This is a genomic window from Achromobacter veterisilvae (assembly GCF_037619525.1).
Taxonomy (GTDB): Bacteria; Pseudomonadota; Gammaproteobacteria; order Burkholderiales; family Burkholderiaceae_B; genus Achromobacter; species Achromobacter veterisilvae.
In genome coordinates this window covers 4,552,458-4,575,764 of record NZ_CP148753.1, presented here as the reverse complement: position 1 = coordinate 4,575,764, position 23,307 = coordinate 4,552,458, and the positions used below count along the sequence as shown (strand labels likewise).

At 69.8% G+C, this 23,307-nt stretch carries 25 protein-coding genes; 6 read left to right on the top strand and 19 right to left on the bottom strand.

Translation table 11 applies throughout. The features are described 5' to 3' along the window. Window positions 1-4: 4 nt before the first annotated feature. Window positions 5-1,033: a branched-chain amino acid ABC transporter permease gene (locus tag WHX56_RS21180; RefSeq protein ID WP_338878889.1), complete on the bottom strand. Its 1,029-nt coding sequence runs from the start codon at window positions 1,031-1,033 to the stop codon at window positions 5-7. A gap of 2 nt (window positions 1,034-1,035) precedes the next feature. Next, entirely contained in the window at window positions 1,036-2,220 is a 1,185-nt protein-coding gene (locus tag WHX56_RS21175) for an ABC transporter substrate-binding protein (RefSeq protein WP_338878888.1), read from the bottom strand. A 204-nt stretch (window positions 2,221-2,424) separates the two neighbouring features. Here WHX56_RS21175 and WHX56_RS21170 point away from each other — a divergent pair, with 204 nt between their 5' ends. Further along, the gene (locus WHX56_RS21170) at window positions 2,425-3,234 is read left to right on the top strand and encodes an IclR family transcriptional regulator (RefSeq protein WP_338878887.1); all 810 of its coding nucleotides are present in this window, start codon (window positions 2,425-2,427) and stop codon (window positions 3,232-3,234) included. 30 nt (window positions 3,235-3,264) lie between these two features. Here the strand turns inward: WHX56_RS21170 and WHX56_RS21165 are convergent, their stop codons facing one another. The 11 genes from WHX56_RS21165 to queE all read right to left on the bottom strand — a co-directional run bounded on the left by WHX56_RS21165 (window position 3,265) and on the right by queE (window position 14,269). Then, window positions 3,265-4,059 (bottom strand): SDR family NAD(P)-dependent oxidoreductase, encoded by a 795-nt coding sequence (locus WHX56_RS21165; RefSeq protein ID WP_338878886.1) that lies wholly within the window; start codon window positions 4,057-4,059, stop codon window positions 3,265-3,267. 1 nt (window position 4,060) lies between these two features. After that, a complete protein-coding gene (locus WHX56_RS21160; RefSeq protein ID WP_338878885.1) occupies window positions 4,061-5,038 on the bottom strand; it encodes a tripartite tricarboxylate transporter substrate binding protein in 978 nt (325 codons plus the stop codon). A 45-nt stretch (window positions 5,039-5,083) separates the two neighbouring features. After that, a complete protein-coding gene (locus tag WHX56_RS21155) occupies window positions 5,084-6,817 on the bottom strand; it encodes a thiamine pyrophosphate-binding protein (RefSeq protein ID WP_338878884.1) in 1,734 nt (577 codons plus the stop codon). A gap of 13 nt (window positions 6,818-6,830) precedes the next feature. Then, window positions 6,831-7,643: a hypothetical protein gene (locus WHX56_RS21150; RefSeq protein ID WP_338878883.1), complete on the bottom strand. Its 813-nt coding sequence runs from the start codon at window positions 7,641-7,643 to the stop codon at window positions 6,831-6,833. 264 nt (window positions 7,644-7,907) lie between these two features. Then, a complete protein-coding gene (locus WHX56_RS21145; protein ID WP_338878882.1) occupies window positions 7,908-9,329 on the bottom strand; it encodes an efflux transporter outer membrane subunit in 1,422 nt (473 codons plus the stop codon). A 49-nt stretch (window positions 9,330-9,378) separates the two neighbouring features. After that, complete coding sequence (locus WHX56_RS21140; RefSeq protein ID WP_287755431.1) at window positions 9,379-10,293, bottom strand: HlyD family secretion protein; 915 nt, start codon at window positions 10,291-10,293, stop codon at window positions 9,379-9,381. Window positions 10,294-10,295: 2 nt separating this feature from the next. Next, window positions 10,296-10,508 (bottom strand): DUF1656 domain-containing protein, encoded by a 213-nt coding sequence (locus WHX56_RS21135; RefSeq protein ID WP_129240670.1) that lies wholly within the window; start codon window positions 10,506-10,508, stop codon window positions 10,296-10,298. Next, window positions 10,505-12,556, bottom strand: coding sequence for an FUSC family protein (locus WHX56_RS21130; RefSeq protein WP_338878881.1), 2,052 nt, complete (start codon window positions 12,554-12,556; stop codon window positions 10,505-10,507). The genes WHX56_RS21135 and WHX56_RS21130 overlap by 4 nt, the downstream gene beginning before the upstream one ends. Next, window positions 12,553-13,029: a MarR family winged helix-turn-helix transcriptional regulator gene (locus tag WHX56_RS21125; RefSeq protein WP_129240672.1), complete on the bottom strand. Its 477-nt coding sequence runs from the start codon at window positions 13,027-13,029 to the stop codon at window positions 12,553-12,555. The genes WHX56_RS21130 and WHX56_RS21125 overlap by 4 nt, the downstream gene beginning before the upstream one ends. 135 nt (window positions 13,030-13,164) lie before the next feature. Continuing rightward, on the bottom strand, window positions 13,165-13,608 hold the full coding sequence (gene queD / locus WHX56_RS21120) for a 6-carboxytetrahydropterin synthase QueD (RefSeq protein ID WP_129240673.1): 444 nt from the start codon (window positions 13,606-13,608) through the stop codon (window positions 13,165-13,167). 28 nt (window positions 13,609-13,636) lie between these two features. After that, complete coding sequence (queE, locus tag WHX56_RS21115; RefSeq protein ID WP_129240674.1) at window positions 13,637-14,269, bottom strand: 7-carboxy-7-deazaguanine synthase; 633 nt, start codon at window positions 14,267-14,269, stop codon at window positions 13,637-13,639. Window positions 14,270-14,396: 127 nt separating this feature from the next. Here queE and arfB point away from each other — a divergent pair, with 127 nt between their 5' ends. The 4 genes from arfB to WHX56_RS21095 all read left to right on the top strand — a co-directional run bounded on the left by arfB (window position 14,397) and on the right by WHX56_RS21095 (window position 17,017). Beyond that, window positions 14,397-14,813: an alternative ribosome rescue aminoacyl-tRNA hydrolase ArfB gene (gene arfB, locus WHX56_RS21110; protein WP_129240675.1), complete on the top strand. Its 417-nt coding sequence runs from the start codon at window positions 14,397-14,399 to the stop codon at window positions 14,811-14,813. A gap of 2 nt (window positions 14,814-14,815) precedes the next feature. Further along, window positions 14,816-15,499, top strand: coding sequence for a DUF2238 domain-containing protein (locus WHX56_RS21105; protein WP_338878880.1), 684 nt, complete (start codon window positions 14,816-14,818; stop codon window positions 15,497-15,499). 75 nt (window positions 15,500-15,574) lie between these two features. Then, window positions 15,575-15,916: an ArsR/SmtB family transcription factor gene (locus WHX56_RS21100; RefSeq protein WP_129240676.1), complete on the top strand. Its 342-nt coding sequence runs from the start codon at window positions 15,575-15,577 to the stop codon at window positions 15,914-15,916. A gap of 45 nt (window positions 15,917-15,961) precedes the next feature. Then, window positions 15,962-17,017 carry an alkene reductase gene (locus tag WHX56_RS21095; RefSeq protein WP_338878879.1) on the top strand — a complete coding sequence of 352 codons (1,056 nt, stop codon included), beginning with the start codon at window positions 15,962-15,964 and terminating at the stop codon, window positions 17,015-17,017. Between the two features lie 13 nt (window positions 17,018-17,030). Here WHX56_RS21095 and WHX56_RS21090 read toward each other — a convergent pair whose 3' ends face one another. After that, window positions 17,031-17,834 carry a type II CAAX prenyl endopeptidase Rce1 family protein gene (locus tag WHX56_RS21090; RefSeq protein ID WP_422393667.1) on the bottom strand — a complete coding sequence of 268 codons (804 nt, stop codon included), beginning with the start codon at window positions 17,832-17,834 and terminating at the stop codon, window positions 17,031-17,033. 312 nt (window positions 17,835-18,146) lie between these two features. Between WHX56_RS21090 and WHX56_RS21085 the strand changes: the two genes are divergently transcribed. After that, window positions 18,147-18,521 carry an MAPEG family protein gene (locus WHX56_RS21085; RefSeq protein WP_287753861.1) on the top strand — a complete coding sequence of 125 codons (375 nt, stop codon included), beginning with the start codon at window positions 18,147-18,149 and terminating at the stop codon, window positions 18,519-18,521. 7 nt (window positions 18,522-18,528) lie between these two features. Here WHX56_RS21085 and WHX56_RS21080 read toward each other — a convergent pair whose 3' ends face one another. The 5 genes from WHX56_RS21080 to WHX56_RS21060 all read right to left on the bottom strand — a co-directional run bounded on the left by WHX56_RS21080 (window position 18,529) and on the right by WHX56_RS21060 (window position 23,162). Beyond that, the gene (locus tag WHX56_RS21080) at window positions 18,529-18,963 is read right to left on the bottom strand and encodes a carboxypeptidase-like regulatory domain-containing protein (protein ID WP_338878877.1); all 435 of its coding nucleotides are present in this window, start codon (window positions 18,961-18,963) and stop codon (window positions 18,529-18,531) included. Between the two features lie 127 nt (window positions 18,964-19,090). After that, window positions 19,091-19,882: an NRDE family protein gene (locus tag WHX56_RS21075; RefSeq protein ID WP_338878876.1), complete on the bottom strand. Its 792-nt coding sequence runs from the start codon at window positions 19,880-19,882 to the stop codon at window positions 19,091-19,093. Between the two features lie 3 nt (window positions 19,883-19,885). Next, window positions 19,886-21,865, bottom strand: a complete 1,980-nt coding sequence (locus WHX56_RS21070; RefSeq protein WP_338878875.1) for an FUSC family protein — start codon at window positions 21,863-21,865, stop codon at window positions 19,886-19,888. 15 nt (window positions 21,866-21,880) lie between these two features. Continuing rightward, window positions 21,881-22,363: a YbaK/prolyl-tRNA synthetase associated domain-containing protein gene (locus WHX56_RS21065; RefSeq protein ID WP_129240681.1), complete on the bottom strand. Its 483-nt coding sequence runs from the start codon at window positions 22,361-22,363 to the stop codon at window positions 21,881-21,883. 79 nt (window positions 22,364-22,442) lie between these two features. After that, window positions 22,443-23,162, bottom strand: a complete 720-nt coding sequence (locus WHX56_RS21060; RefSeq protein WP_287753866.1) for a DNA-binding response regulator — start codon at window positions 23,160-23,162, stop codon at window positions 22,443-22,445. Window positions 23,163-23,307: the final 145 nt, after the last annotated feature.

Sequence of the window (23,307 nt, the reverse complement as noted above, 5' to 3'; positions counted from 1 at the left end):
GTTTTCAATGTTCGTCCAGGTCGGCGCCGGCGCGGCTGTTGCGCCAGAGCAGGATGGGAATCACCATCGCGAACACCAGCGCGTCGCGGTAGGAACTGCTGAGGAAAGAAGCGAAAGACTCCAGCACGCCCACGATGAAGACGCCGGCGACCGACAGCGGGTAGTTCACCAGTCCGCCCATCGCGGCGCCCACGAAGCCCTTGAGCCCGACGACGAAGCCCATCTCGTAGTGCGCCGTCACCAGCGGCGCCAGCAGCATGCCGCTGGCGCCGGACAGCGCGGCGGCCAGGAAATAGCTCAGCCGGCCCGCCATCACCACGGGGATGCCGCAGTATTGCGCGCCTTCCCGGTTGACCGACGCCGCTCGCAGGGCCTTGCCGGTCAGGGTGCAGCGGAAGAACAGGTACAGCGCCAGCGCCGCCAGCAGCGAGAACGCCATGATGAAGAGCGACTGCGCCGCGATGTCCACGCCGGCCAGTTCCAGGCGCGCCTCGCTGATGGGCGGGACGGGGCGCGGATCGGCGCCCCACAGCAGCAGGGCGAGCGGATGCATGATCATCGACACGCCGACGCCGATGATCACCAGCACGACGGTGGAGTTGCCCGGGTTGGGCTCGACCGTCAGACGGTAGACGATGGGCCCCAGCGACGCGACCAGCGCCAGCGCCGCCAGCATTTGCAGGGCGGGCGAGGGCACGCGCCACGCCAGCGCCGCCAGCGCGGCGAGCACCGCGCCCGCCGCGCCGTAGGTGGCGAGCGGCCGCAGCGGCGAACGGCCGTCCGCCCGGGCCCGCAGCAGATCCAGCAGCAGGCAGGCCGCGCCGCCCGCGCCCACCACGTAGACCACGGGCGCGAGCGTGCCCTCGATGAAGCTGGCGAGCGTCAGCGCGCCGAAGGTCACGTATTCGCCTTGAGCGATGTTGACCACGCGGGTGGTGGTGTAGACCAGCACCAGGCTCAGGCCGACCAGCGTGTAGACGGCGCCGTTGGTCAGGCCGTCCGTCGCCAGGAACAGGGTAGTGGTGAGATCCATCCCTACTCACCCAGCAGTTCGAACTTGCCGTCCTTCACCGTCACCAGGAAGGTGCTGCGCCGGTCCAGCCCCAGGTGGTCGGCGGGGCTGTAGCTGAAAAAGCCATTCACGCCGCGGTACTCGTGGGTGGCCTCGATGGCGTCGCGCAGCGCGAGCCGCGCCTGGGCCAGGTCGCCGGCCTTGCCGGCCGCCACCACTTGCCGGTAGGCCAGCAGCGGGATCTGCACCGTGTCGTGGGCCTGGGCGGCGAACATGTCGGTCTTGCCCGCGCCGTACTTGCCGTCGTAGGCCTGGATGAAGGCGGCGATGACGGACTTGAGCGGATGGTCGTCGGGCAGTTGCCGGTACACCGTCAGGGCCGAGGTGCCGACGATGGCGCCCTCGGCGGCCTTCTTGCCGACGGCGATGAAGGCCGGCGTGGCGGAACCGGCGCCGTGCAGCACCGGCCCCTTGTAGCCGACGCGGCGCAGCGTCTCGGTGGCGAGCGCGGACGAGGGTGGGATGGCGTGGAAGTAGACCGCGTCGGGCTTTTTCTGCGCGACGCGCAGGGCCTGCGGCGTGAAGTTGGTGTCGCCGCGCGAGAAACGCTCGGCCGCGATGATTTCCAGGCCCTTGCGCTTGGCGATCTGGTTGAATTCCACCCAGCCGCCTTCGCCGTACGAGTCCTCCAGGCCCATGAAGGCCACTTTCTTCCAGCCCTGCTTGAGCATGTAGTCGACGGTGTGGTCGATCATCAGCCGGTCGGTCAGCGGCGTCTTGAAGGTGAACCGGTGGGCCTCGGCCGGCTCGATCACCGAGGCCGCCGCGGCCAGCGACAGGTTGGGCACGCGCTCTTCCTCGATCACCTTGTTCACGGCCAGCGAGGCCGGCGTGGTGGTGCAGCAGATCACCAGGTGAACGCGGTCTTCCTGGATCAGCTTGCGCGTCGCGTTGACGGCGCGCGCGGGGTCGGAACCGTCGTCATACTTGACGAAGGTGACGCGGAACGGCAGGGTGGCGTCGGCCGCCGCGCGCTCTTCCATCAGGTTGATGGCGGCCACCGCGCCGGTGGCGATGGCCGAGGCGCCGCCGGTGACCGAACTGACCACGCCGATGCGCAGTTCCGGGCGGTCGTCGGCATGCGCGGCCGGGGCCAGCAAAAGGCCGGCGCACGCGAGGCAGGCCAGCAAGGGGTTGAATCTGCTCATCAATAGCTCCCGAAGAGGACAAGACAGCGTGCCGGCGCGGCACGCGTCAGGGTGGGAGCTAGTCTGGCAGGGACGCGGGGGCGGGGATGTATCCCGCGATACAAAGCGCGGCCGCGCGGACTCGGGGTTTTCCTCAGCTATCGGTTATCGGAAGGGGCCGGTCCGGCGCCGGATCGCGGCTTTTGCGGCTACCATGTCCACCTCATGAAAGCCGCCAAATCTTCCGCGTCCATTCCGTCGCGCCACGCAGATGCCGTGGGCGGCGCGCAGAGCATCTTCCGCGTGCTGCGCATCCTGAAATATGTGGGGGCGGCGCCCGCGCGAGGCGTGGGCCTGACCGACGTGGTGCGGGATATCGGCCTGACGCCTCCCACCGCGCATCGCATGCTGGCCGCGTTGCTGCAAGAGGGATTCCTCTCGCTGAATCCGAAACTCAAAACCTATAGCCTGGGCCGCGAGTCCTACATTCTCGGGCTGGCGGCGGAAAGCAGGCATGGCATCAAGGCGATCGCCGAGTCGGCCGTGCTGCGCCTGGCCCAGTCTACGGGCGATACGAGTTTTCTTTCCGTCCGTTCCGGCCACGAGGCCGTCTGCGTCGACCGCCAGACGGGCGATTTCCCGATCAAGATCCTGACGCTCGAAGTCGGGCATCGCCGTCCGCTCGGCGTAGGGGCCGGCAGCCTGGCGCTGCTGGCCTTCCTGCCCAACGACGATATCGAACGCGTGCTGGCGCGCTACGACGCCTCGGCCGCGCCGGACCTGCCTTCCACCGATCTCCTGCGCGCCGATATCGCGGCGGCTCGCAAGAACGGCTATGCGCTCAACCCGGGCCGCATTATTCCCGACATGCTGGGGGTGGGCGTGCCCGTATTCGACCGCGGGCAGCACGTGGTGGCCGCGCTGAGCGTGGCCGCGATCCGCTCCAGACTGTCCGGCGCCCGGCTGCAGGAAGTGGTGGCGGCCTTGCAGCGCGCCGCCGCCGAGCTGGCGGCCGACCTGGCGCCGCGCCCCTGAGGAACCGCCGTCCGGCAAGGGCCGGGCGGCTCAGCGCCCCGCGCAGGCCTTGCCGCCGTCGACCGGCAGGCATACCCCGGTGATGTACCTGGCTTCGTCGCTGGCCAGGAACAGCGCGGCGTGCGCCACGTCCCAGGCGTCGCCCATCCGGCCCATGGGGCTGGCCGCGTTGCGCCGCCGGCGCATTTCCTCGACGTCGTCGAACTGCCCGGCGATCTGCGTGTAGATCAACGGCGTGTCGATCACGCCCGGCAGCACGGCGTTGACCCGGATACTGTGGGGCGCATACTGCACGGCGAGCGAGCGGGTCAGGTGGTTCAACCCGGCCTTGGCGGCGTAGTAGGACGTATACGGATAGGTGTTGACCTGGATCGACGCCAGCGACGAGATGTTCACGATGCTGCCCGCGCCCTGGGCCAGCATGGCCGGCAGCACGTGCTTGCAGGTCAGGAATACGCTGGTCAGGTTGGTGTCGATCACGCGGCGCCAGCTTTCTTCGCTGGCTTCGATGGGGCCGCCCATCTCCGTGATGCCCACATTGTTGTGCAGCACGTCGATCCGGCCGGCGGCGGCCAGCACCATCTTCACCGCGTCCAGGATTTGCGCCGAATCCGTCACGTCGGCGGCCAGCGCGGTGCATTGCCCGCCTTCTTCCTCGATGATGCGCTGGGTTTCCCGGGCCGCTTCCGCGCGCAGGTCCACGGCGAACACCCGCGCCCCTTCGCGCGCGTACAGCGTGGCCGCGGCCTTGCCGTTGCCCCAGCCCGGCCCCGAGGATCCGGCGCCGAAGACCAGGGCGGTCTTGCCTTTCAGACGCTCGCCCATGCTATTCCACCGAAATGTGCGCGAACTCGGCGACTTTCTTCCATTTGGCCACGTCGGCTTCGATCATGGTCTTGAATTCCCCGGGCGTGTCCGCCACCACGTAGGCGCCGACGCCGGCATACTTGGCCTGCACCTCGGGGGCCGCCAGCGCCTTGCGCGAGGCGTCGCTCAGTTTGGCGAGCACGTCGGCGGGCAGGCCGGCCGGCGCCAGCAGGCCGTTCCACATCTCTGCGTCGTAGTCCGGCAGGCCGGCTTCCGCGAACGTCGGCACGTCGGGCAATTGCGACAGCCGCGTCTTGGCGGCCACGACGATGGGCCGCAGGCTGCCGGACTGGATGTGCGCCATCGACGACGCGGCGGTGTCCCACAAGATCGGGACCTGGCCGGCGATGACGTCGTTCAGCGCCGGCCCCGTGCCCCGGTAGGGCACATGCATCATGTCCAGTCCGGACAGCGATTTGTAGTACTCCATGGCCATGTGCGTGGCGCCGCCGTTGCCCGAGGACGCATAGGAATACTTGCCCGGCGCGCCCTTGATCAGGGCGACGAAGGAAGCATAGTCCTTGGCCGGAAAGTCCTTGTTCACCACGATCACGCCCGGCACGCGGATGATCTGCGTCACCGGCGTGAAGTCCTTCACGGCATCGTACGGCAGGCTTTTATAGACGGCCGAATTGGTGCCGTTGGTGCTGGACGTGCCCAGCAGCAGGGTGTAGCCGTCGGGCGGGGCCGAGGCCACCGCCCGGGTGCCCACGGTGCCGCCCGCGCCGCCGCGGTTTTCGACCACCACGGTCTGGCCGATCTGCCGGCCCAGCGCTTCGGCGAAGATGCGGCCCACCACGTCGGAGGTGCCGCCGGGCGGGAAGGGCACGATCAGGCGGATGGGGCGGTCGGGATAGCTGCCTTGCGCTGCCGCGGCGCCCGTCGCCGATACGGCCAGGGCGGCCGCGGCCAGGGTCAGCCAGGTACGGATCTTCATGGTGTTGTCTCCTCGCTCAGGTTTTTTTCGTTGTCGGCGCCGCCGTCAGGCGATGCGGTCGCCCGGCTTGATCTTGGCCGCCCGGCTGTCCACGCCGGGCAGCATGTGCGCGGGGTCGCGCGTTACCACCACGTCCAGGATGGTCGGGCGGTCCTTGCAGGCATAGGCGGCTTGAAGCGCGGCCTGGATGGCGGCCGGATCCTCGACCCGTATGCCGTTGCAGCCCAGCGCGCGCGCCACGTTGGCGTAGTTGGTTTCCGCCAGGTCGGACGATTGGTAGCTTCCGCTGCCGTACATCAGGTGCTGCAGCGCCTTGATGTATCCGGACGCCGCGTTGTTGACGACGATCAGCGTAAAGGCCAGGCCCATCCGCACCGCGGTTTCCAGTTCGCCCAGGGACATATTGCAGCCGCCGTCGCCCGTCAGGCTGACCACCTGGCGGCCCGGCGCCGCGGCGGCGGCGCCGATGGCGCCTGGAATGCCGTAGCCGATCGACGCGAAGCCGCGGTCCGGCACGAAGCCGCGTCCGGCGCGCTTGGTGTCGAACAGCAGGCCGCCCCAATGCGCGGCGAAGCCGCCGTCGGCCACCAGGATGCCGTCTTCGGGCAGCGTCGCGTTGATTTCATGCATCAGGCGCGCCATGCCGATGGGCGTCTCCGCCGCGGTCAGCTTGGCATGGACGGACTCGCGCCACGTCCGCATGGCCTGATCGACCTCGGCCAGGTAGTCCTCGCGTCTGGCCGAGGGGGCGCCGGCCTGGGCCGCCATGCGTTCCCCCAGATCCTGCAGCGTGGCCTGCACATCGCCCCACAACCGCAACGACGGGGTGGCGGTGCGGTCGAATTCTTCGGCCACGATGTCCAGGTGGATGATGGGCGTGCCGGCCGGCAGCAGGTCGTAGCGGCGTGTCGCGACTTCGCCCAGCTTGCAGCCCACCACGAACAGACAATCGGACTTGGCGATCAGCTCGTTGGCGATGCGGCTGTAGCGGCCGAACAGACCGGCGTTCAAGGGATCGCCGCAGGAGATGGCGCCCTTGCCGCTCATGGTGTGCGCCACCGGGATGCCGAAGCGCCGGGCGAATGCCTGCACCGTGTCGGCCGCGTCGCTGATATGGACGCCGCCGCCGCACAGCATCAGGGGGCGGGCGGCGCCGGCCAGCATGGCGGCGGCCTGCTGGAGATCGCCGCTTGCCGGCCGGCAGCGCAGGGCGGGCGCGCGGCGATAGCTGGGGCTGGAATGGAACGCGTCCGCGTCGAAGGCGTGGACCTCGTGCGCGATGTCTTCGGGCACGTCCAGCACCACGGGGCCGGGGCGCCCGCTGGTGGCGACCGCGAACGCGCGACGCACCAGTTCCGGAATGCGCTCGATCTTCTCCACGCGCAGCACATCCTTGACGACGGGGCGCAGCACTTCCAGTTGGCGCGCTTCCTGCGTCATGTTCTTCCACGAGTGCATCCGGTGCGAATCGCCCACCAGGGCGACCATCGCGGTGCCCGCGTTATAGGCCTCGGCCAGGCCCGTCACCAGATTGGTGGCGCCCGGTCCCAGGGTCGCGTCGCATACGCCCGGACGGCCGCTGACCTTGGTGTAGGCGTCGGCCGCGAAGACCGCGCAGCGTTCGTCGTTGATGAGGTTGTGATTCAGCTTCAGGCGGCGGACGGCGTCATAGAACGGCAGTAGCTGAAAGCCGCCCATGCCGAACATCAGGCCCACCTCATGCGCCGCGAACATGCGCGCGATGGCTTCGCCGCCCGTGATTTCCAGTTTTTCCGACATGCGGGTCTTGCTCCTAGTGGATGTCGCGCGCTGCAAGCAGGGCATCGATAAACGTTTTCAGTGGGGTGCCGGGGCGGCAGCCGAGTTCAAGGGCCGCCGCGTTGGCGCGGGAGATCACGCCTTCGTCATGGCAGGACCGCGCGTCGCCGATGCGCGCGCTGCCGGCCGAGACGGTCGCCGCCGCGATGCCGCGCCGTTGCAGCAGCGGCAAGCGGCCCGTTCCGGCGCCGTCCTTGCCGATGCCTGCGTCGTTGAACGTGACCAGCCTCGGGGCGGGGCCGACGCCGTCGGTTCCCAGCGTCGCCAGGGCTTCGCCATGGGAGGCCGTGACGGCGATCAGGCCATCGTCTTCGCCGTTGAGCAGGGAGACGGAATCCACGCCGATCACCAGCGGCGCGCCGTCGCGGGCCATTCTGAGTACGGTGCGCGATTCTTCCCTGGCTTCGGGGCGGGTGCGCGGCGCAACGGCCTGCTCCAGCAGCCTCGCGGCCTCGGCCACGGGCATGCCGGGCCGGCACTGCAACGCGGACGCGAGCGCATTGACGTGGCTGACGAGGCCATGCCGGGCCATATCGGCGCCGTCGCCGATCCGGCAGCTTCGGTAATCGGCGGCGGCGGCGGCGATGCCCCAGGTTTCCAGATCGGCCAGGCCGGCAATGCCGGCCTGCCGCCAGCCGACTCCGGCATCGTTGAGCACCACGGCCCGGACCTGTCCGCGCGCCGCGCAATAGGCGGCGTAGCGGCCGCCATGAGAGCCGGCGATCACCACCCGGCCGGCATCGGCCGGCCCGAGCTTGGTGATGCTGTCCAGGATGCGCGCGTTCATAGTGGTGGGTTGATATTCCATATTATGGATAAATTTCCGGCATCTCGCCCGGTCGGGCATCCGGGGCCTCGGCTTTCTTGTTGCGAAGCCCATTCCAGATGCTGATGGGACTGTGACGATTCTACTGTCGCGAATTTCCATGGATCAATATCAAATCCATATTATGGAAATTGTTTGGCGGGGAGGTATTGCGGGGCGGACGCCGGGGGGAAGGGAGGGGGCGGACGGCATGAGGCCGTCCGCGGAGGGGAAGAGGGCCGCGGCTTATTTTTCCCAGCCGCCGCCCAGCGCCAGGAACAGGGCGATCTGGTCGTTGCTGAGGTCGGCCTGCGAGGCCGCCAGCGCGCTTTCATTGGTGGCCAGCGTGCGTTCGGCGTCCAGCACCGTCAGGTAGTCGGTCTTGCCGTAGCGGAACAACTGGCTCGCCTGGGAGGCGGCCTCGGCGCTCTGGTCGCGCGCGGCGCGCAGCGAGGCGTCGCGGTCCAGTTGCCGGGCGTAGACCACCAGCGCGCTTTCCGTTTCCCGCAGCGCGTTCAGCACGGCCGCGTCGAAGTGGGCCGCCGCGGCCTTGGTGCCGGCCTGCGCCTGCGCGATGCGGGCCTGCGCGGCGCCGGTGTTGGGAATCGTCCAGGAGATCAGGGGGCCCACGCTCCAACTGAACGTGCCGCGGTCGCCGAACATGCTGGCCGGGCCGCCCGAGGCGGCCGACAGGCCCAGCGTGATCTTGGGATAGAGGTCCGCGGTGGCGACGCCGATGCGCGCGGTGGCCGCGGCCAGGGTGCGTTCAGCCTGGCGGATGTCCGGGCGGCGGCGCAGCAGCGCGGCGCCGTCTCCGACTGGAATGGTCTCGGCCAGCCGGGGCGGCGCGGCGCATTGCAGCAGCGCGGGCGAGGCTTCGGCCGGCGTCTGGCCGGTCAGCGCCGCCAGGCGGTACAGCGCGGTGCGCTGCTGGGCTTCGAAGGGCGGCAGGTTGGCCTGCAATTGTTCGAGCTGGCTGCGGGCGCGGGTCACGTCCAGCGCCGTGCCGCGGCCGGCGCGCTGCAGCCGCGCCACCGCGTCCAGGGATTCCTTCTGCACCTGCACGGAATGCCGGGCGGAGGCAAGCTGCATGCCGGCCGAGCAGATATTGGCGTAGGCGCGGGCGGTTTCGGCGGCCACGGTGACGCGGGTGGCGTCGTAGGCCGCCTGCGCGGCCTGGGCGTCGCCGGTGGAGGCTTCCACGGCGCGGCGGATCTGGCCGAACAGGTCCAGTTGGTAGGACACGCTGGCGCCCGCGGAGTAGGACCAGCGGTCGGGCGGATCGATGCCGGGCTGCAGTTCCTGCAGGCCGGACGCGTGGCCGAAGGTGGGCGAGGCATTGACGCCGATGCCGGGCTGCTGCTGCGCCTGCGTTTCCCGCAAGGCGGCTTGCGCGCGCTCCAGGTTGGCGCTGGCCGCGCGCAGGTCGGTGTTGGCGGCCAGGGCCTTTTCCACCAGCCCGTCCAGCACGGGATCGTTGTACAGGCGCCACCAGCGGCCGGGCACCGCCTCCTGCCGGAACACGTTTTCCTGCGCTTGCGCGAAGGGCGCCCGCGCGCTCTGCCGCTCGGCCACCGCGTCCGGGGGCACCTGATAGTCAGGGCCCACGGTGGTGCATCCGGCCAGCGCGAGGGCCAGCATCAGCGGCAGGAGGTTTCTGGTGTTCATGGTAGTTACGGCTGGGCGTCGATAAAAAGGTTGGGACCGGGCAAAGGGATCAGGACGGCAGGCGCGCGTCGGCCGGCGCCTGGGCGGGTTTGGCGTCCACCGACACGGTGGCCGTCTGGCCGGCCACCAGGCGCACCCCCGGGGGCACGTCGTCGATCTTCACGCGCACCGGGATGCGCTGCGCCAGGCGCACCCAGTTGAAGGTGGGGTTCACGTTGGGCAGCAGGTTGGCGCCGGTGCTGCGGTCGCGGTCGGCGATGCCCAGGGCGATGCTTTCCACGTGACCGCGGATGCGGCGCGAATCGCCCATCAGCGTCACCGTGACGGGGTCGCCTTCATGGATGCCGGGCAGCTTGGTTTCCTCGAAGTAGCCTTCCACGTAGAAGGAGCCGGAGTCCACCAGCGCCATCACGCCATGGCCGGCGGTGGCGTAGGAGCCCGCGCGCAGGTCCAGGTTGGTGATGCGGCCGTCGTTGGCGGCCAGCACGCGGCTGCGTTCGAGGTTCAGGCGCGCGGTGTCCAGTTGCACTTCGGCCTGCGCCAGCGCGGCTTCGGTCTGCTGCAGGCGCGTCTGGCTCTGTTCCAGGGCTTCGGCGGCCACCAGTTGGCCCAGCGAGCGGTTGCGCTTGGCGTCGCGCAGCGCCTGGTCGCGCGCCACCTGCTGCGAACGCACCGAGGCCTGGGCCTGGTCGAAGGCGAGCTGGAAGCGGGCGCGGTCGATTTCGAACAGCAGGTCCCCGGCCTTCACGTCCTGGTTGTCGTGCACGGGCACGCTGGTCACCAGGCCGGAGACATCGGGCGCGACTTGCACCACATAGGCCTTGACTCGGCCGTCGCGCGTCCAGGGTTCGACTTCATAGTGCACCCAGAGCTGCCAGCCGGCGTAGGCGGCCGCGGCGACGACGACGGCTGTCACCGCGAATTTGCCGATGGCGGCAGGGCGCAGGGCATTGGGGAGTTTCATACCTATCTCGGGAGAAAATGCGGGGAAATGAGGGATACGCCATACAGCAGCACCACGAACAGCGCGAGGTCGAACAGCGCGGGGTGCCACACCAGGCGGTACAGCCCGGCGCGGGCCAGCACGCGGCGCACCGCCCAGGCGACGCCCAGGGTGACCACGCCCAGCACGAGCAGCCAGGGGAAGTAAATGCCGTAGAGATTGAATTCGCCGATCATGATGTCTGGCCTTCCAGCGTCGGGTGGGCGGGTTGGTAGTCGGGCGCGTCGGGGAAGAAGGCGCGGCGGATGCCCACCAGGGCGACCACGGCGCGGTCGCGCGCGGCGGCGCCCTGCGGCGCGGCGGCGACGCTGGACAGCGCGCGGTCGATCTGCACCAGGAATTCAGGCGTCTTCTCGCCGATCCGCCACGCCGAGCGGGCGCGGAAGAAGCCGGCCAGGCTGTCGAGCACCGGCTCGATGGTGGCCTCGGCCATGGGCAAGTGGCGGCGCGCGCGTTGCAGTTCGGTGATGTCGCGGCCCACGCGCAGGTCCTTCAGCGCGTCGGCGGCGACCACGTCGTCCGGGCGCTTGGCCAGCGCCAGGCGCGGCTGCAGCAGGCCGATGCGGTCCAGCATGCGGGCGGTGTAGGTATGGCGCGAGGGCGCCCGCGGCGAGCTTGCCAGCGTTTCCAGTTCCTTCCAGTTGGCGGCCTGGATGCGGCGCGCGCTCCAGTCGGCGCTGACCGTGCGGAAGATGGCGGCGATGATGGCGGCCGTGGCCACCCCCATGCACTGCGCGACCTGCGTGTCGATGAAGGACACGACGTCGGCGGTATTGGTGTCCTGCAGCGCCATCGTGCCCAGGAACCCGAACAGCATGGCCATGGCCTTGCCGGCGCTGGCGGGCCGGGCGATGAAGATGCCCAGCACGAAGGCCGTGGGCAGCATCGCCAGCGCCAGCATCTCGAACGAATGGATGGCGGGCATGATGCCCAGCAGGTACAGCGCGGACAGCGGGATCGAATAGACCGTGTAGGTCAGGAACTGCATGATGCCGGGAACCGGGTTGTCCTGCGAGGCGAAGAAGCAACTGAAGATGGCGGCCATGAGCGCGGCGGTGGCGCCGTTGCTCCAGGCCGTGCCGATCCAGAAGGCGCAGCAGACCGAGATGGCCACGCCGGCGGCCAGCGCCGACAGCAGCGCCATGCCGCGGTCGCGGTGCAGCACCGTCTTGGGCGCGCGCTTGGAGCGCGGCGAGCGCAGCGGCGCGCCTTGCAGCCCGGCGCGGATTTCGCGGCGCAGCGCCAGGCATTCGTCGTAGGTGTCGATGAGTTCGCGCAGGCGCGTCATCAGGCTGGCCAGCAAGGCGTCGCGCCAGGTGGAGCGGCTGTCGATCGAAGGCGTGAGCCGGGTGACCGCGGCGCGCAGGCGCACGGCGGTTTCATGGGTGGCGTGGGCGCCCGCGTTGATCCATTCGGAAATGTCGCTCAGCAGCGCCGACACCGCTTCCGGCAGCGGCTGGCCGCCGGCCTGCAGGGCGCGCATGCGGTCTTCGACGGCGGAGACGGCGGGCGTCAGGGCCGCGATCTGGTCCTGCATGGCGCGCACCGCGCCCGAGGTCCAGCGCAGATTGCCGGTGTCGAACGGCACGTGCGTGGACAGCAGGCGCAACTGGGTGATGTCGTTGGCCAGCACGCGGCGGTCGCGGTCCTTCTGTTCGGCGGCCTGGCCGCTGAGCGTGTCGTGCATCCAGTTGCGGGCATCGCGCACCGCCTTGTCCAGCATCAAGGTCAGCGCCGGGGCCAGGCCGCGCGGCAGCACGACGCTGTGGATCAGCGTGGCGCAGACGATGCCCAGGCTGATTTCCTCGACGCGGGCGAGCGCGGTGTCGAACACCAGGGAAGGGTCCGTCACGCTGGGAAAGCCGATCATCGCGGCGGTGTAGCCCGCCAGCATGAACAGGTACGAGCGCGGCGTGCGGTCCAGCACGGACAGGTACAGGCAGGCGCCCACCCACAGCACCATGGCGGCGGTCATGACGACCGGGGAATTCGACAGGCGCGGCACCATGTAGACCGTGGCGGCCGAGCCGAAGAAGGTGCCCGTCAGGCGGTACAGCGCCTTGGAGCGCACCGCGCCCGACCAGGGCTGGGCCACGACGTAGGCGGTGGTCATGGCCCAGAACGGACGCGGCAACCCGATGCTGTAGGCCAGGTAGAGCGCCGTGATGGCGCTCAGGTAGCTCTTCAGCGAGAAGATGGTTTCGCGGACGTTCGGCAGTTTCACGGCTGCTCGTCCTGTTGCCGCGCGCCGGCGCCGCTGCGGCCCAGCGAAACCTTCAGGGTTTCGAAGACGCGCAGGCAGGCTTCCAGGTCCGCTTCGCTGACGCCCCGGAACAGGCGGCGGCGCAGTTCGACCAGCACTTCCTCGACCTGCGCGCGCAGCGCATGGCCGGCGTCGGTCAGGTGCAGGGTCTTGGCGCGGCGGTCGTGCGGATCTTCGCGGCGCTCCATCAGGCCCGCGGCCACCAACTGGTCCAGCACCCGCACCAGCGAGGGGCCTTCGACGCCCAGCGCTTCGGCCAGGGTGCCCTGGCGCACGCCGTCTCCCAGGCGGCCGGCCAGGATGACGGGCCAGGCCGTGGCCTGGGAAAGGCCGTAGTCGGCCAGCGCTTTGTCGGCGGCGCCGCGGTAGGCGCGCGACAGCACCATCAGGTTGGCGGTGGTGGCCATGAGTCGGGAGTCGGAGGGCGTGTTCATGGAATAGATTGTATCCTATCTATTAGCTTACTAATAATTGAAAATGGCGAATATCTCCATAGATTCTCTCAATCGGGAAAATAGGGAACGGGTTTTCCACTCATGGAAAACCCGGCCGCGCCGACCCCGGGGGGATCAGCCGTTGCAGTCCGCCCAGCAGTTGGGGGTTTCGTACAGGCGCACGCGGGTCAGGCGCAGGTCCGCGCCATAGTGGCCGTGGTAGTGGGGCGCCAGGATATCGAAGACGATGGCCGCCAGGTTTTCGGCCGTGGGGATGCGGTCCAGCACCACCGTCTTGTGGCCGGGCAGCGAGTCCAGGAAGGCGCGCACGGCGGCGTCGCCCTCGTAGACCAGGAAGGCGTGGTCCCAGACGTCGACGACGTGGGTCTTGGCGATCTGCTTGATTTCGGAGAAGTCCATCAACATGCCGTTGTCGGACTCGCCCGGCGCCTGCACCACGTCGCCGGTCAGGGTGATCTCCAGCACGTAGCGGTGGCCGTGCAGGTTGCGGCACTGGCTGCGGTGGTCGGGAATGCGGTGGCCGGCGTCGAACTCCAGCCTGCGGGTCACGGAAATCATGGCGCGCTCCGCAGGGGACGGGGGTAAATCATGGAATGCCTATGTATTTGTGGGTCTGCAGGCTGAGCCGCCATTGCGGGTGCTGCATACAGTACTGGACGGCTTGCTCGGTATTGGCCGCGCGCGCGGGGCCGTCCATGGGTTGCAGGAAAAAGTGGTCGAAGTCCAGGTGCGCGAAGGCCTCGGGCAGCGCGTTGGCTTGCGGGTAGACGAGCTTCAGTTCGTCGCCGCGTTCCAGCACGACCGGGGCCGAGCCCTTGGGGCTGACGCAGATCCAGTCGATGCCGGCGGGCGGCTTGACGGTGCCGTTGGTTTCGATGGCCACCGTGAAGCCGCGCGCGTGGACGGCCGTGAGCAGCGGCGCGTCCAGTTGAAGCAGGGGTTCGCCGCCCGTGAAGACCACGTAGCGGTCTTCGGCGCCGGGGCCCCAGCATGCCGCGATGGCGTCGGCCAGCGACTCGGGCGTGGCGAACTTGCCGCCGCCCTCGCCGTCGGTGCCGACGAAGTCGGTGTCGCAGAAGGTGCAGGCGGCGCTGGCGCGGTCGCTTTCGCGGCCCGTCCACAGGTTGCAGCCCGCAAACCGGCAGAATACCGCCGCGCGGCCCGCATGGGCGCCTTCGCCCTGCAGCGTCTTGAAGATTTCTTTGGCGGAATAGGTCATGAGTGGTGCCGGCGGCCGGACGCCGGAAATAGCGGGCAAAGCGGATTATTTTACTTGCGGCGGCGCATCGGGCGGTAGAACCTTCGGGTAACCGGCGGCCGGCCGTCCCTCTATATACTCTCGGGCTATGTATCACGTCCAAGATTCCCTTTACCTGGATGAGCGCGAACTGGCGTTCACCATGATCCGCGCCCAGGGCGCGGGCGGCCAGAACGTCAACAAAGTGTCCAGCGCGGTCCACCTGAGGTTCGACGTGCGGGCGTCCAGCCTGCCGGCCGAAATCCAGGACGCGCTGTGCGCATTGAACGACCACCGCGTCTCCAAGGACGGCGTCATCGTCATCAAGTCGCAGTCGTTCCGCAGCCAGGAAAAGAACCGGGCCGAAGCCATCGAACGCCTGATCGCGATGGTGCGCTCGGTGGCGCAGCCCGACAAGCCGCGCCGCGCCACCCGGCCGACCCGGGCCTCGCAGCGCCGGCGCGTCCAGCGCAAGGTGCAGCACGGCGAGGTCAAACGCCTGCGCGGCCGGGTCCAGGGAGACTGACCGTGGCCGACGCGCGGCGGCGCTACCTGTATACGCTGGGCGCGCTGTTCGCCGCGATCTGGCTGGCGCTGGCCATCGCGCCGCACGACCGCGCCGACTGGGCGCTGGAGAACGCGCTGGTGCTGGCCTTCGGCGGGGCGCTCCTGGTCACGCGCCGCTGGTTCGCGTTTTCGCGGACGTCCTACACGCTGATCTTCCTGTACCTGTGCCTGCACGCCATCGGCGCGCACTATACCTATTCGCTGGTGCCCTACGACGACTGGTGGCGCGCCCTGACGGGCCGCGGCTTCAATAGCCTGGTCGGCTGGGAGCGGAACAATTTCGACCGCGTCGTGCATTTTTCCTACGGCCTGCTGCTGGCCTATCCGATCCGCGAGATCTTCCTGCGCGTGGTCGAAGTGCGCGGATTCTGGGCGTATTTCCTGCCCATGGACGTCACGCTGTCGACATCCGCCCTGTACGAACTGATGGAGTGGGGCGCCGCCGCCGCCGTCGGCGGCGACCTGGGCGCGGCCTACCTGGGCACGCAGGGCGACATCTGGGACGCCCAGAAGGACATGGCGCTGGCGGCCGCCGGCGCGGTCATCGCCATGGCCATTACCGCGCTGGTCAATTGGCGGGCCCGGCGGGACCTGGCCCGCGACTGGGCGGACAGCCTCAAACCGCGGCGCGAACCCACCCGATAGCCCTGCGCCCCGCAGGGGCATGACTATATATCGTGTAGTTACGATATAAGATTCGATAAATTGCGATATTCAGATATGACTGCCTCTTCTTCCAGCCCCGATACCGCCGTATCCGCCATCGACGCCGACGCCATCCTCAAGGCGCTGGCCAATCCGGTGCGGCGCGACATTCTCGCGTGGCTGAAGACGCCGCATGCGTACTTCGAGGAACGCCCGGGCCATACCTTCGAGCATGGCGTATGCGCGGGCCATATCGACAGCCGCTGCGGGTTGTCCCAGTCGACCGTGTCCTCGCACCTGGCCGTTTTGCAGCGCGCGGGCCTGATTTCGGCGACGAAGGTGGGGCAGTGGGTGTTTTTCCGTCGCAACGAAGCCGTTATCGCCGCGTTCCTGCGGCAACTCAACCAGGATATGTAGCCCCGCTACGACCAGCGCCCCGGATGCGGGGCCGAAGGATTTTGCATGAGCCAGCTATTCGAACCCCTGCGCGTCGGCGACCTGACGTTGCCCAACCGCGTCATCATGGCGCCCCTGACGCGCATGCACGCCGGCCCGGGCCGCGTGCCCAACGACCTGATGGTCGAGTACTACACCCAGCGCGCCGGCGCCGGCATGATCCTGACCGAGGCCACGGCCGTCACGCCGCAGGGCGTCGGCTACGCGGACACGCCGGGGCTGTGGACGCCGGAGCAGGTCGAGGGATGGCGCAAGGTCACGTCCGCCGTGCACGCCGCCGGCGGCCGGATCGTGGCGCAACTGTGGCACGTGGGCCGCATTTCCGATCCGATGTTCCTGGACGGCGACCTGCCCGTGGCGCCCAGCGCCATCGCGGCCGAGGGCCACGTCAGCCATGTGCGTCCGCTGCGCGCCTATGTCACGCCGCGCGCGCTGGACACCGCCGAGCTTCCGGGCGTGGTCGAGGCCTACCGCCACGGCGCCCGGATGGCGCAGGAGGCGGGCTTCGACGGCGTGGAAGTGCATGCCGCCAACGGCTACCTGCTGGACCAGTTCCTGCAGGACAGCACCAATAAGCGCACCGACGCCTACGGCGGTCCGGTGGAGAACCGCGCGCGCCTGCTGCTGGAAGCGGTGGACGCCTGCGTGTCGGTCTGGGGACCGGGCCGGGTGGGCGTGCACCTGTCGCCGCGCGGCGAAGTCCACAGCATGGGCGATTCGGACCCGGCCGCCACGTTCGGCTACGTCGCCCGCGAACTGGGCAAGCGCGGCATCGCCTTCCTGTGCGTGCGCGAACACGAGGCCGCCGACAGCCTGGGCCCGGCGCTCAAGGCCGCGTTCGGCGGCGTCTATATCGGCAATGAAGGCTATACGCGGGAATCCGCCGAAGCCGCCATCGTGGCGGGCAAGGTGGACGCCGTGGCTTTCGGCGTGTCGTACATCGCCAACCCCGACCTGGCGCGCCGCTACGCGCTCAAGGCGCCGCTGAACCGGCCCGATCCCGCCACGTTCTACGCGCCGGGCCCCGGAGGCTATACGGACTATCCGGCCTTGCCGGCATAAGGCGGCGCGGGCCTCAGAACGCGGCGCGCATCGGGTAGGTGAACAGCCCGAAGTGCGCCGCGTTCAAGCCCAGGTGCGCCAGCACGGCGGCGGCCAGGCCGCCATGGCGGTAGGCCGCCCCGTAGGCGGCGCCCGCCAGCGCGGCCAGCAGCATCCACTGCCAGCCGCCCGCGTAATGCGCCAGCCCGAACAGCGCGGCCGCGACGGCCAGCGCCGCCCAATCGCCCCAGGGGCGTCCACGCCACCGCAGGCTCAATTGCTGCTGCAGGTAGCCGCGGAACAGCGCCTCCTCGGCCAGCGTGACGAGCAGGGCGTTATTCAGCAGCCAGATCGTTCCCGCCTCCGGCCATTTGGGCGCCCAGCCCACGACGCCCAGGGCCAGCGCCAATCCCAGACACACGGCCGCCGCCGCGGCGCAGGCCAGGATCGCCGGGCCCAGCGTGGCGCGCGCGTCCCGGCCCGCCATGGGCGGCGCCAGCGCCAGCACCACCCAGAACGCCACCAGCGGCTTGTCCAGGTTCAGGTACATGCCGAAAGGGACGGCGTCCGCGCTCAGCGGGGCCGGGGCGATGGCCTGGAGATTGTGGAAACCCGGCAGCAGATGCAGGAACAATAGCGCGGCCAGCAGCAGGAACAGGGCATGCCCCGCCGCGCGCGCGGCCGGCCCCGATGCCGGCCGGACCAGCGCCGCCGCCCCGGCCAGCAGCGCGGGCCAGGCGAGCGCCACGGGATCGATCGCGCCGTCCATCCAGGCCCAGCCCCAGGCGGCCGTCAGCGCAACCAGCGCCCAGCGCCGCGTCGCGGGCGGCCAGAGCATGGCGGCGGCGAGGAACAGGGCGGACCAGGGGGTGAGGAGGGGCACGGGTGGGGGTGGTGGGGGGGAAGCGGGGAGTGTACGCGGTGCGGGGGGGGTGTCAGACACCCGGGAACGCCGGCGCAAGTTCGGAGACCGTTTCGTAGGGGTGTCAGACACCTGCGAGACCCGAAGTGTCGGACACCCCGTTATCGCAGGTGTCTGACACCCGTACGAGATAACCGTCAATCCGCCCCGCCGCCACCCGGGGGTCTGACACCCACCCCAACCTTGAGTTATCGTCCCCCCACGTATCGCACACCAAGGAACCGCACAATGAAAACGATCGCGTGGTTGATGCTGGCGGCGGCGCTGCTGCCTTTCGTATCGACAATCATCGCCAAGGCCGGGGGCAGGCAATTCGACAACAACGATCCGCGCGCCTGGCTCGCGCGCCAGGAAGGCTGGCGCGCCCGCGCCAACGCGGCGCAGGTCAACACCTTCGAGGCGCTGCCGTTCTTCTTCGCGGCGGTGCTGTTCGCGTTGTACAACCAGGCGCCCGTCGCGCACGTGGCCACGCTGATGGCCTGCTGGCTGGGCGTGCGCCTGGGCTATCTGGCGATGTACCTGGCGGGCTGGGGCGCGCTGCGCTCGCTGGTCTGGGCGATCGGGGTGGGCTTCGTGATCGCGATCCTGTTCGCGGGCGTCTAGCGGCAGACTATTTCCATTCGAATACGGCGCGGGCGGTGCCGCCGTTCTGCACCGAGATTTCGCGGTCCTGCGCCGCGCCGTTATAAGTGGCCGATACCTTGTAGCGGCCCGCCGGCAGCTTCACCAGCATGTAGGGGCCTTCGGCGGTGGTCTGCAGGACCGGCTTGCCTTGCGCGTCCTGGATCGACACGCCGACGTTGGCGACGTAATCGGCCTTGCCGTCACGTTGCGCGGCGAACGTCAGCGCCAGCGGATAATCCTTGGCGGCGGCCTTCATGGCCTCGGATTCGTCCAGGCCGATGCCGCCGCTGACGTATTCCACGGCGCCCTGGTGCTGCACCGGCGGCAGGCCGGCCTGGACGGTGGACAGCACTCCGGCAAAGGCCATGCTGCCCAGGGCCATCGCGGCGGCCATGGTGCAGCGTTCGATACGCTTGTTCATGAGGTTCTCCTTGATAGGATGGCCGGCGCGTTTTCGCGCCGGCCGCGGTCGTCGCCGCGCCACGGGGGCGACAGCAAATTCGACCCCCGCGCCCGCGCGGAGTTCGCGCGGGCGCGGCCTTCGATGTCTACCGATTGTTTCCGGTGCCTGCCGCGCGCCAGGAAAACGTCAGCCGGCTTTCACCGCCGACCGAACCGTCGGGAGCGAAACGCCTTTCATCGAGCTGTCCGGCTCCGCCGTCGCGCAGCGTCAACACGCTGGAGCTGCGCGTGCCATAGTTCGGACTGACGATGAAGGGGCTGCTCAATAGCCTTTCCCGGTCCAGCGGCAAGCCGGTGGCGGGCAGGTCGGCGTCGTCCGCGGGGTCGCGGTCGGCCAGGGCGGCCATGAGCGCGGGCAGGTCGGGCTGCGGTCCGCTGCGCAGCACGGCCGCGAAGGCCGCCTTGGTGCGGGCCAGCTTGGGCCAGGGCGTGTCCAGAAGGTGGTTGGACAAGGCATAGACGCCGGGCGCGAGGGCGCGCGGCCCGCCGTCCCGGTTGCTGAGATACCAGGCCTCGCGCGTGTCGCCCACGATCAGGTTGAAACCGTTGTAGGCCTGGCCGGCTTCATGCACGCGGGCCAGGTAGCCGGCCGGCGTCTCGGCGCCGCGCAGGTAGTCTTCCACCAGCGCGCCGCGGGACGGCGCGTTCTCGAGGAAACTGCCGGGTTCGCGGAAATTGGTCACCAGCGCGTAGCGTCCACTGTCGGTCACGCCCATCCAGGTGCCGCCGGCCCGGGCGTCGCGCCCGGCGTAGATGCCGGGCGCGTCGGGCCATTGCGCGGCGGCGAGCGTGGGGCGTTCGTGGAATTCGTCGCGGTTGGCGGCGATCAGGACGGGGATGCCCGGCAGGGCGTGCAGGGCCAGTACGGCAAGACACATGGTTCAGACCTGGTTGGCGGGTTTGTCGGGCGCGGCGCGGAAGGGCGCGGCCGCGAAATCGGGGCCGGCCAGCGCCGCGCGCAGGGTTTCGATCTGGGCGGCCACGTCACGCAGCGCGGGCGAGGGCGAGGCGATGGAGGCGGGCGGCATCGGCGAGCCCTGGGCGACCGCGACGCTCATGGCGTGCAGGGACGCGGCCAGTTGCCCCAGTTGCGCCGCGGAGGGCGGAACCTGGTCCGCCGGCGCGGACCAGGCGGTGTCGGAGATGGCGTTGGCCACGCGTTCCAGGGCCACTTCGACCGGCCACCAGGCCAGCGCCCGGCGGCTGACCAGGCGGGGTTCCGACAGGCCGCGCTGCAGCGCGATGCGCAAATCGGACAGCCGCGCGTAGGCGCTGGCGCGCAGGCCGTGCCGGCTGGCGGGATCGGCCTGGAACACCGTGTTCAGGTAGGCGGCCAGCGTGTCCATGGCGGCGGCGACGGCGTTGTCCAGGTTGCTGCGTTCGATGCGTATCCAGGGCAGGTAGCCGACCAGCAGCACGACGGCCGCCGCCACGCCCACGTCGATCAGGCGCGCCAGCGCGATCGGCCAACTGCCCGGCTGCAACGCGCCGATCAGCAGCATGAGGATGGGCAGCAGGATGGCCGAGAACAGGCCGTAGTTGCGCCGGATGGACCAGGGCAGCAGGGACGCCAGCCCGGCCACCGTGAGCAGGCTGACGATCCCGTTGCGGTCCAGCGCCAGCACGGTCGCGCTGATCGCCACGCCGATCACGCTGCCCGCGCAGCTTTGCAGCGCCCGCGCGAAGACCGAGCCGAAGTTGGGCTTGAACACCACCACCACGATGAGCGGCACCCAGTACGAGCGCGGCAGCGCCGCCGCCCGCGCCACGGCTTCGGCGGCGATCAGGCACAGGCCCAGGCGGACCAGGTAGCGCACCGTCGTTGGCCCGGGCCGGTAGGTGCGCGCCAGCACCCGCCAGGGCGTGCGGGGCCGCGCCGGCGGCAGGCCGGCGAAGGCGTCGGCCTCGCTCAGCCTGCCACCGTCCAGCAGCGGCTGCACTTGCGCCAGCGCGTCGGCCAGTTGCGGCATGTCCGCGCGCCGCAGCGCGGCGATGTCGTCGCGGGGATCCGGCACGGCGTCGTTTTCCACGCGGTCGGCCAGCCGGTTCATGACGCGCGCGCAGTCGGCCGGCAGCACGCGACCGGCGCGCGCCAGCGCCAGGGCGGCGTTGGTCAGCGGCGTGCAGGCCTGCAACTGGGCCGCCAGGCGCGCCAGGCGGGGCGAGGGGCCGGCCGCGCGGCGCCTGGCCGCCAGCACGGTGTCGTAGGCGGTGGTCATGGCCGCTTCCATGTCGCGCCGCGCGGCCATGGTGCGCGACGTGCCGATGGCCGCGAACATGGCCGCCAGCTTGCGGTAGGCCATGGCCACCGCGGCGCGCTCGGGGGCGATGGGGTTGACCACCCAGCCCGACAGGGTCAGCGCCAGGCCGAACAGGCCGCCGGCCCCCACCAGCACCGAGGGCAGCCAGGGCGGCAGGGAGGACGTCAGGCTCGCGCCCACGATCACATACACGGCGAACTGCAGCGTGGCCACCGCCGCGATGTTGTTGAACGTGCCGACCAGGCTGGCCGCCAGCACCAGCAGCGTCATGGCGCCGGCGGTCCACAGGCCGTGCCCGGAGATCAGGTTGCCCAGCAAATACCCCAGCGCGCCGCCGAACACGGTCGATCCGATGGACAGCGCGCGGTTGCGGTAGGGGCCGCCGTTGTCGCCGGTGATGGCGGGCAGCGCGCCCAGCGACACCAGCGCCGCCGCCGCGCTCTGGTCCAGCGCCAGGCCCGCGGCGGCGGGCAGGCCGATCGCCAGGGCGGCGCGCAGCGCCACCCAGCGGCTGACCGGAGACGGCTCCATGTGCGCCAGGCTCATCAGCCAGCGCATGTTGGAGGTGCGCGCGCCGCGGTTCATCGAAGGGCGGGACACGGCGGCCTCATGGCCCTAGGCCTTGATCAGCGGCGCCTCGTCGGGCGCGGCCAGCCGGAAGTAATCCTCTGTGTTCAGGAGGATGGAGGCGTCCAGGCGGCCGGCGTTGAACACGATCTCGCCATGGCGTTCCCGCAGGCTGGGATCCACCAGCAGGTGCAGTTCGGGATTGAAGGTGAACGGAGGAATGGCGCCGATCTCGCAGCCGGTCAGTTCCCGCGCCAGATCCTGCGAGGCCAGCGACGCCTTCTTGCCGCCGGCGGCGCGGGCGATGGCGTCCAGGTCGGCCTGCCTGTCGGCCGGGAAGACCGCCAGCACGTTCTTGCGCTGGTTGGACGATATCTTCACGCGGCAGACCAGCGCCTTCGCGCCCTGGCTGACCTCGGTGCCGCGGATCGCGGCGACTTCGACGGAGCGCCCGGCGGCGGGATGTTCGAGCAGGCGGTAGCGGGCGTGGTTCTGGGCAAGCAGGGCTTGCAGGCGTTCAAAGACTTCCATGTCGGGCGCGGGCACTGGGGATCGGGCCGGCGACGGGATTCGGCGCCGTACGCCGCATGATACGCCGGACGGCGGGCGTCTAGATGTCCCCGGTGAAGGCGTAGCCCCATCCCCAGACGGTGCGGATCGGCAGTTCCACGTTCATGTCCTGCGCCTTGCGCCGCAAACGGCTCACCACGACGTCGGTGCGGCGCACGGATTCGCGGCCGCCGTGGGAGTCCATGCCCGGCGAATCGCCGCGCGGCAGGCGCTTGTCGGGCGACGCCGTCAGCTTGAGCAGGAATTCGCGTTCGGCCTGGGTCAGCGACAGGCGCGTGCCCCGCGGGCTGACCAGCGTCCAGGCGGCGTCGTGGAATTGCCACTTGCCCGCGGGCTCGGGGGCGGGCGCGGGCGGACGCGGTTCGGCGTCGGCGGCGGGACGGCGGCCCGCGGCGGGCACGCGGCGCACCAGCGCCTGCAGCGCCGCGGCGATTTCCGGGGTGCCCACGTCGGCCTGGAAGCAGGCGTCGGCGCCGCAATGCAGGCCGAGGATGCGGTTTTCGGGGGAATCGAAACTGGAGATGGCGATGATGCCGGCGGTGGTGTCCATGGCCCGCAGGCCCGCGACGGCCATGCACAGATCGGAAAGATCGGCTTCCATCACGAGCAATGGGGTGCGGCGTGCCTGGAACAGGCGGAACAGGCCGTTGGAATCTTCGCACTGGCGCGGCGAGAAGCCCATTTCGGCCAGCGCGCCGCTACGGCGCTTGCGTTGACCGGCATCGGGGGAGAAGACGATCAAGTCGAGGAGGTCATTCATGAATCGTTGTGATCTGTGCAGCATAAGCACTTGCATGATGCAACGGATACAGCGATTTCCCAAACCTCGCACAACGCCACTTTCCGGCCCGAATTCTCGGAGATGGGCGCGCGCCGGACGCCGGGCGCACCGTTGTGGTGCGCGG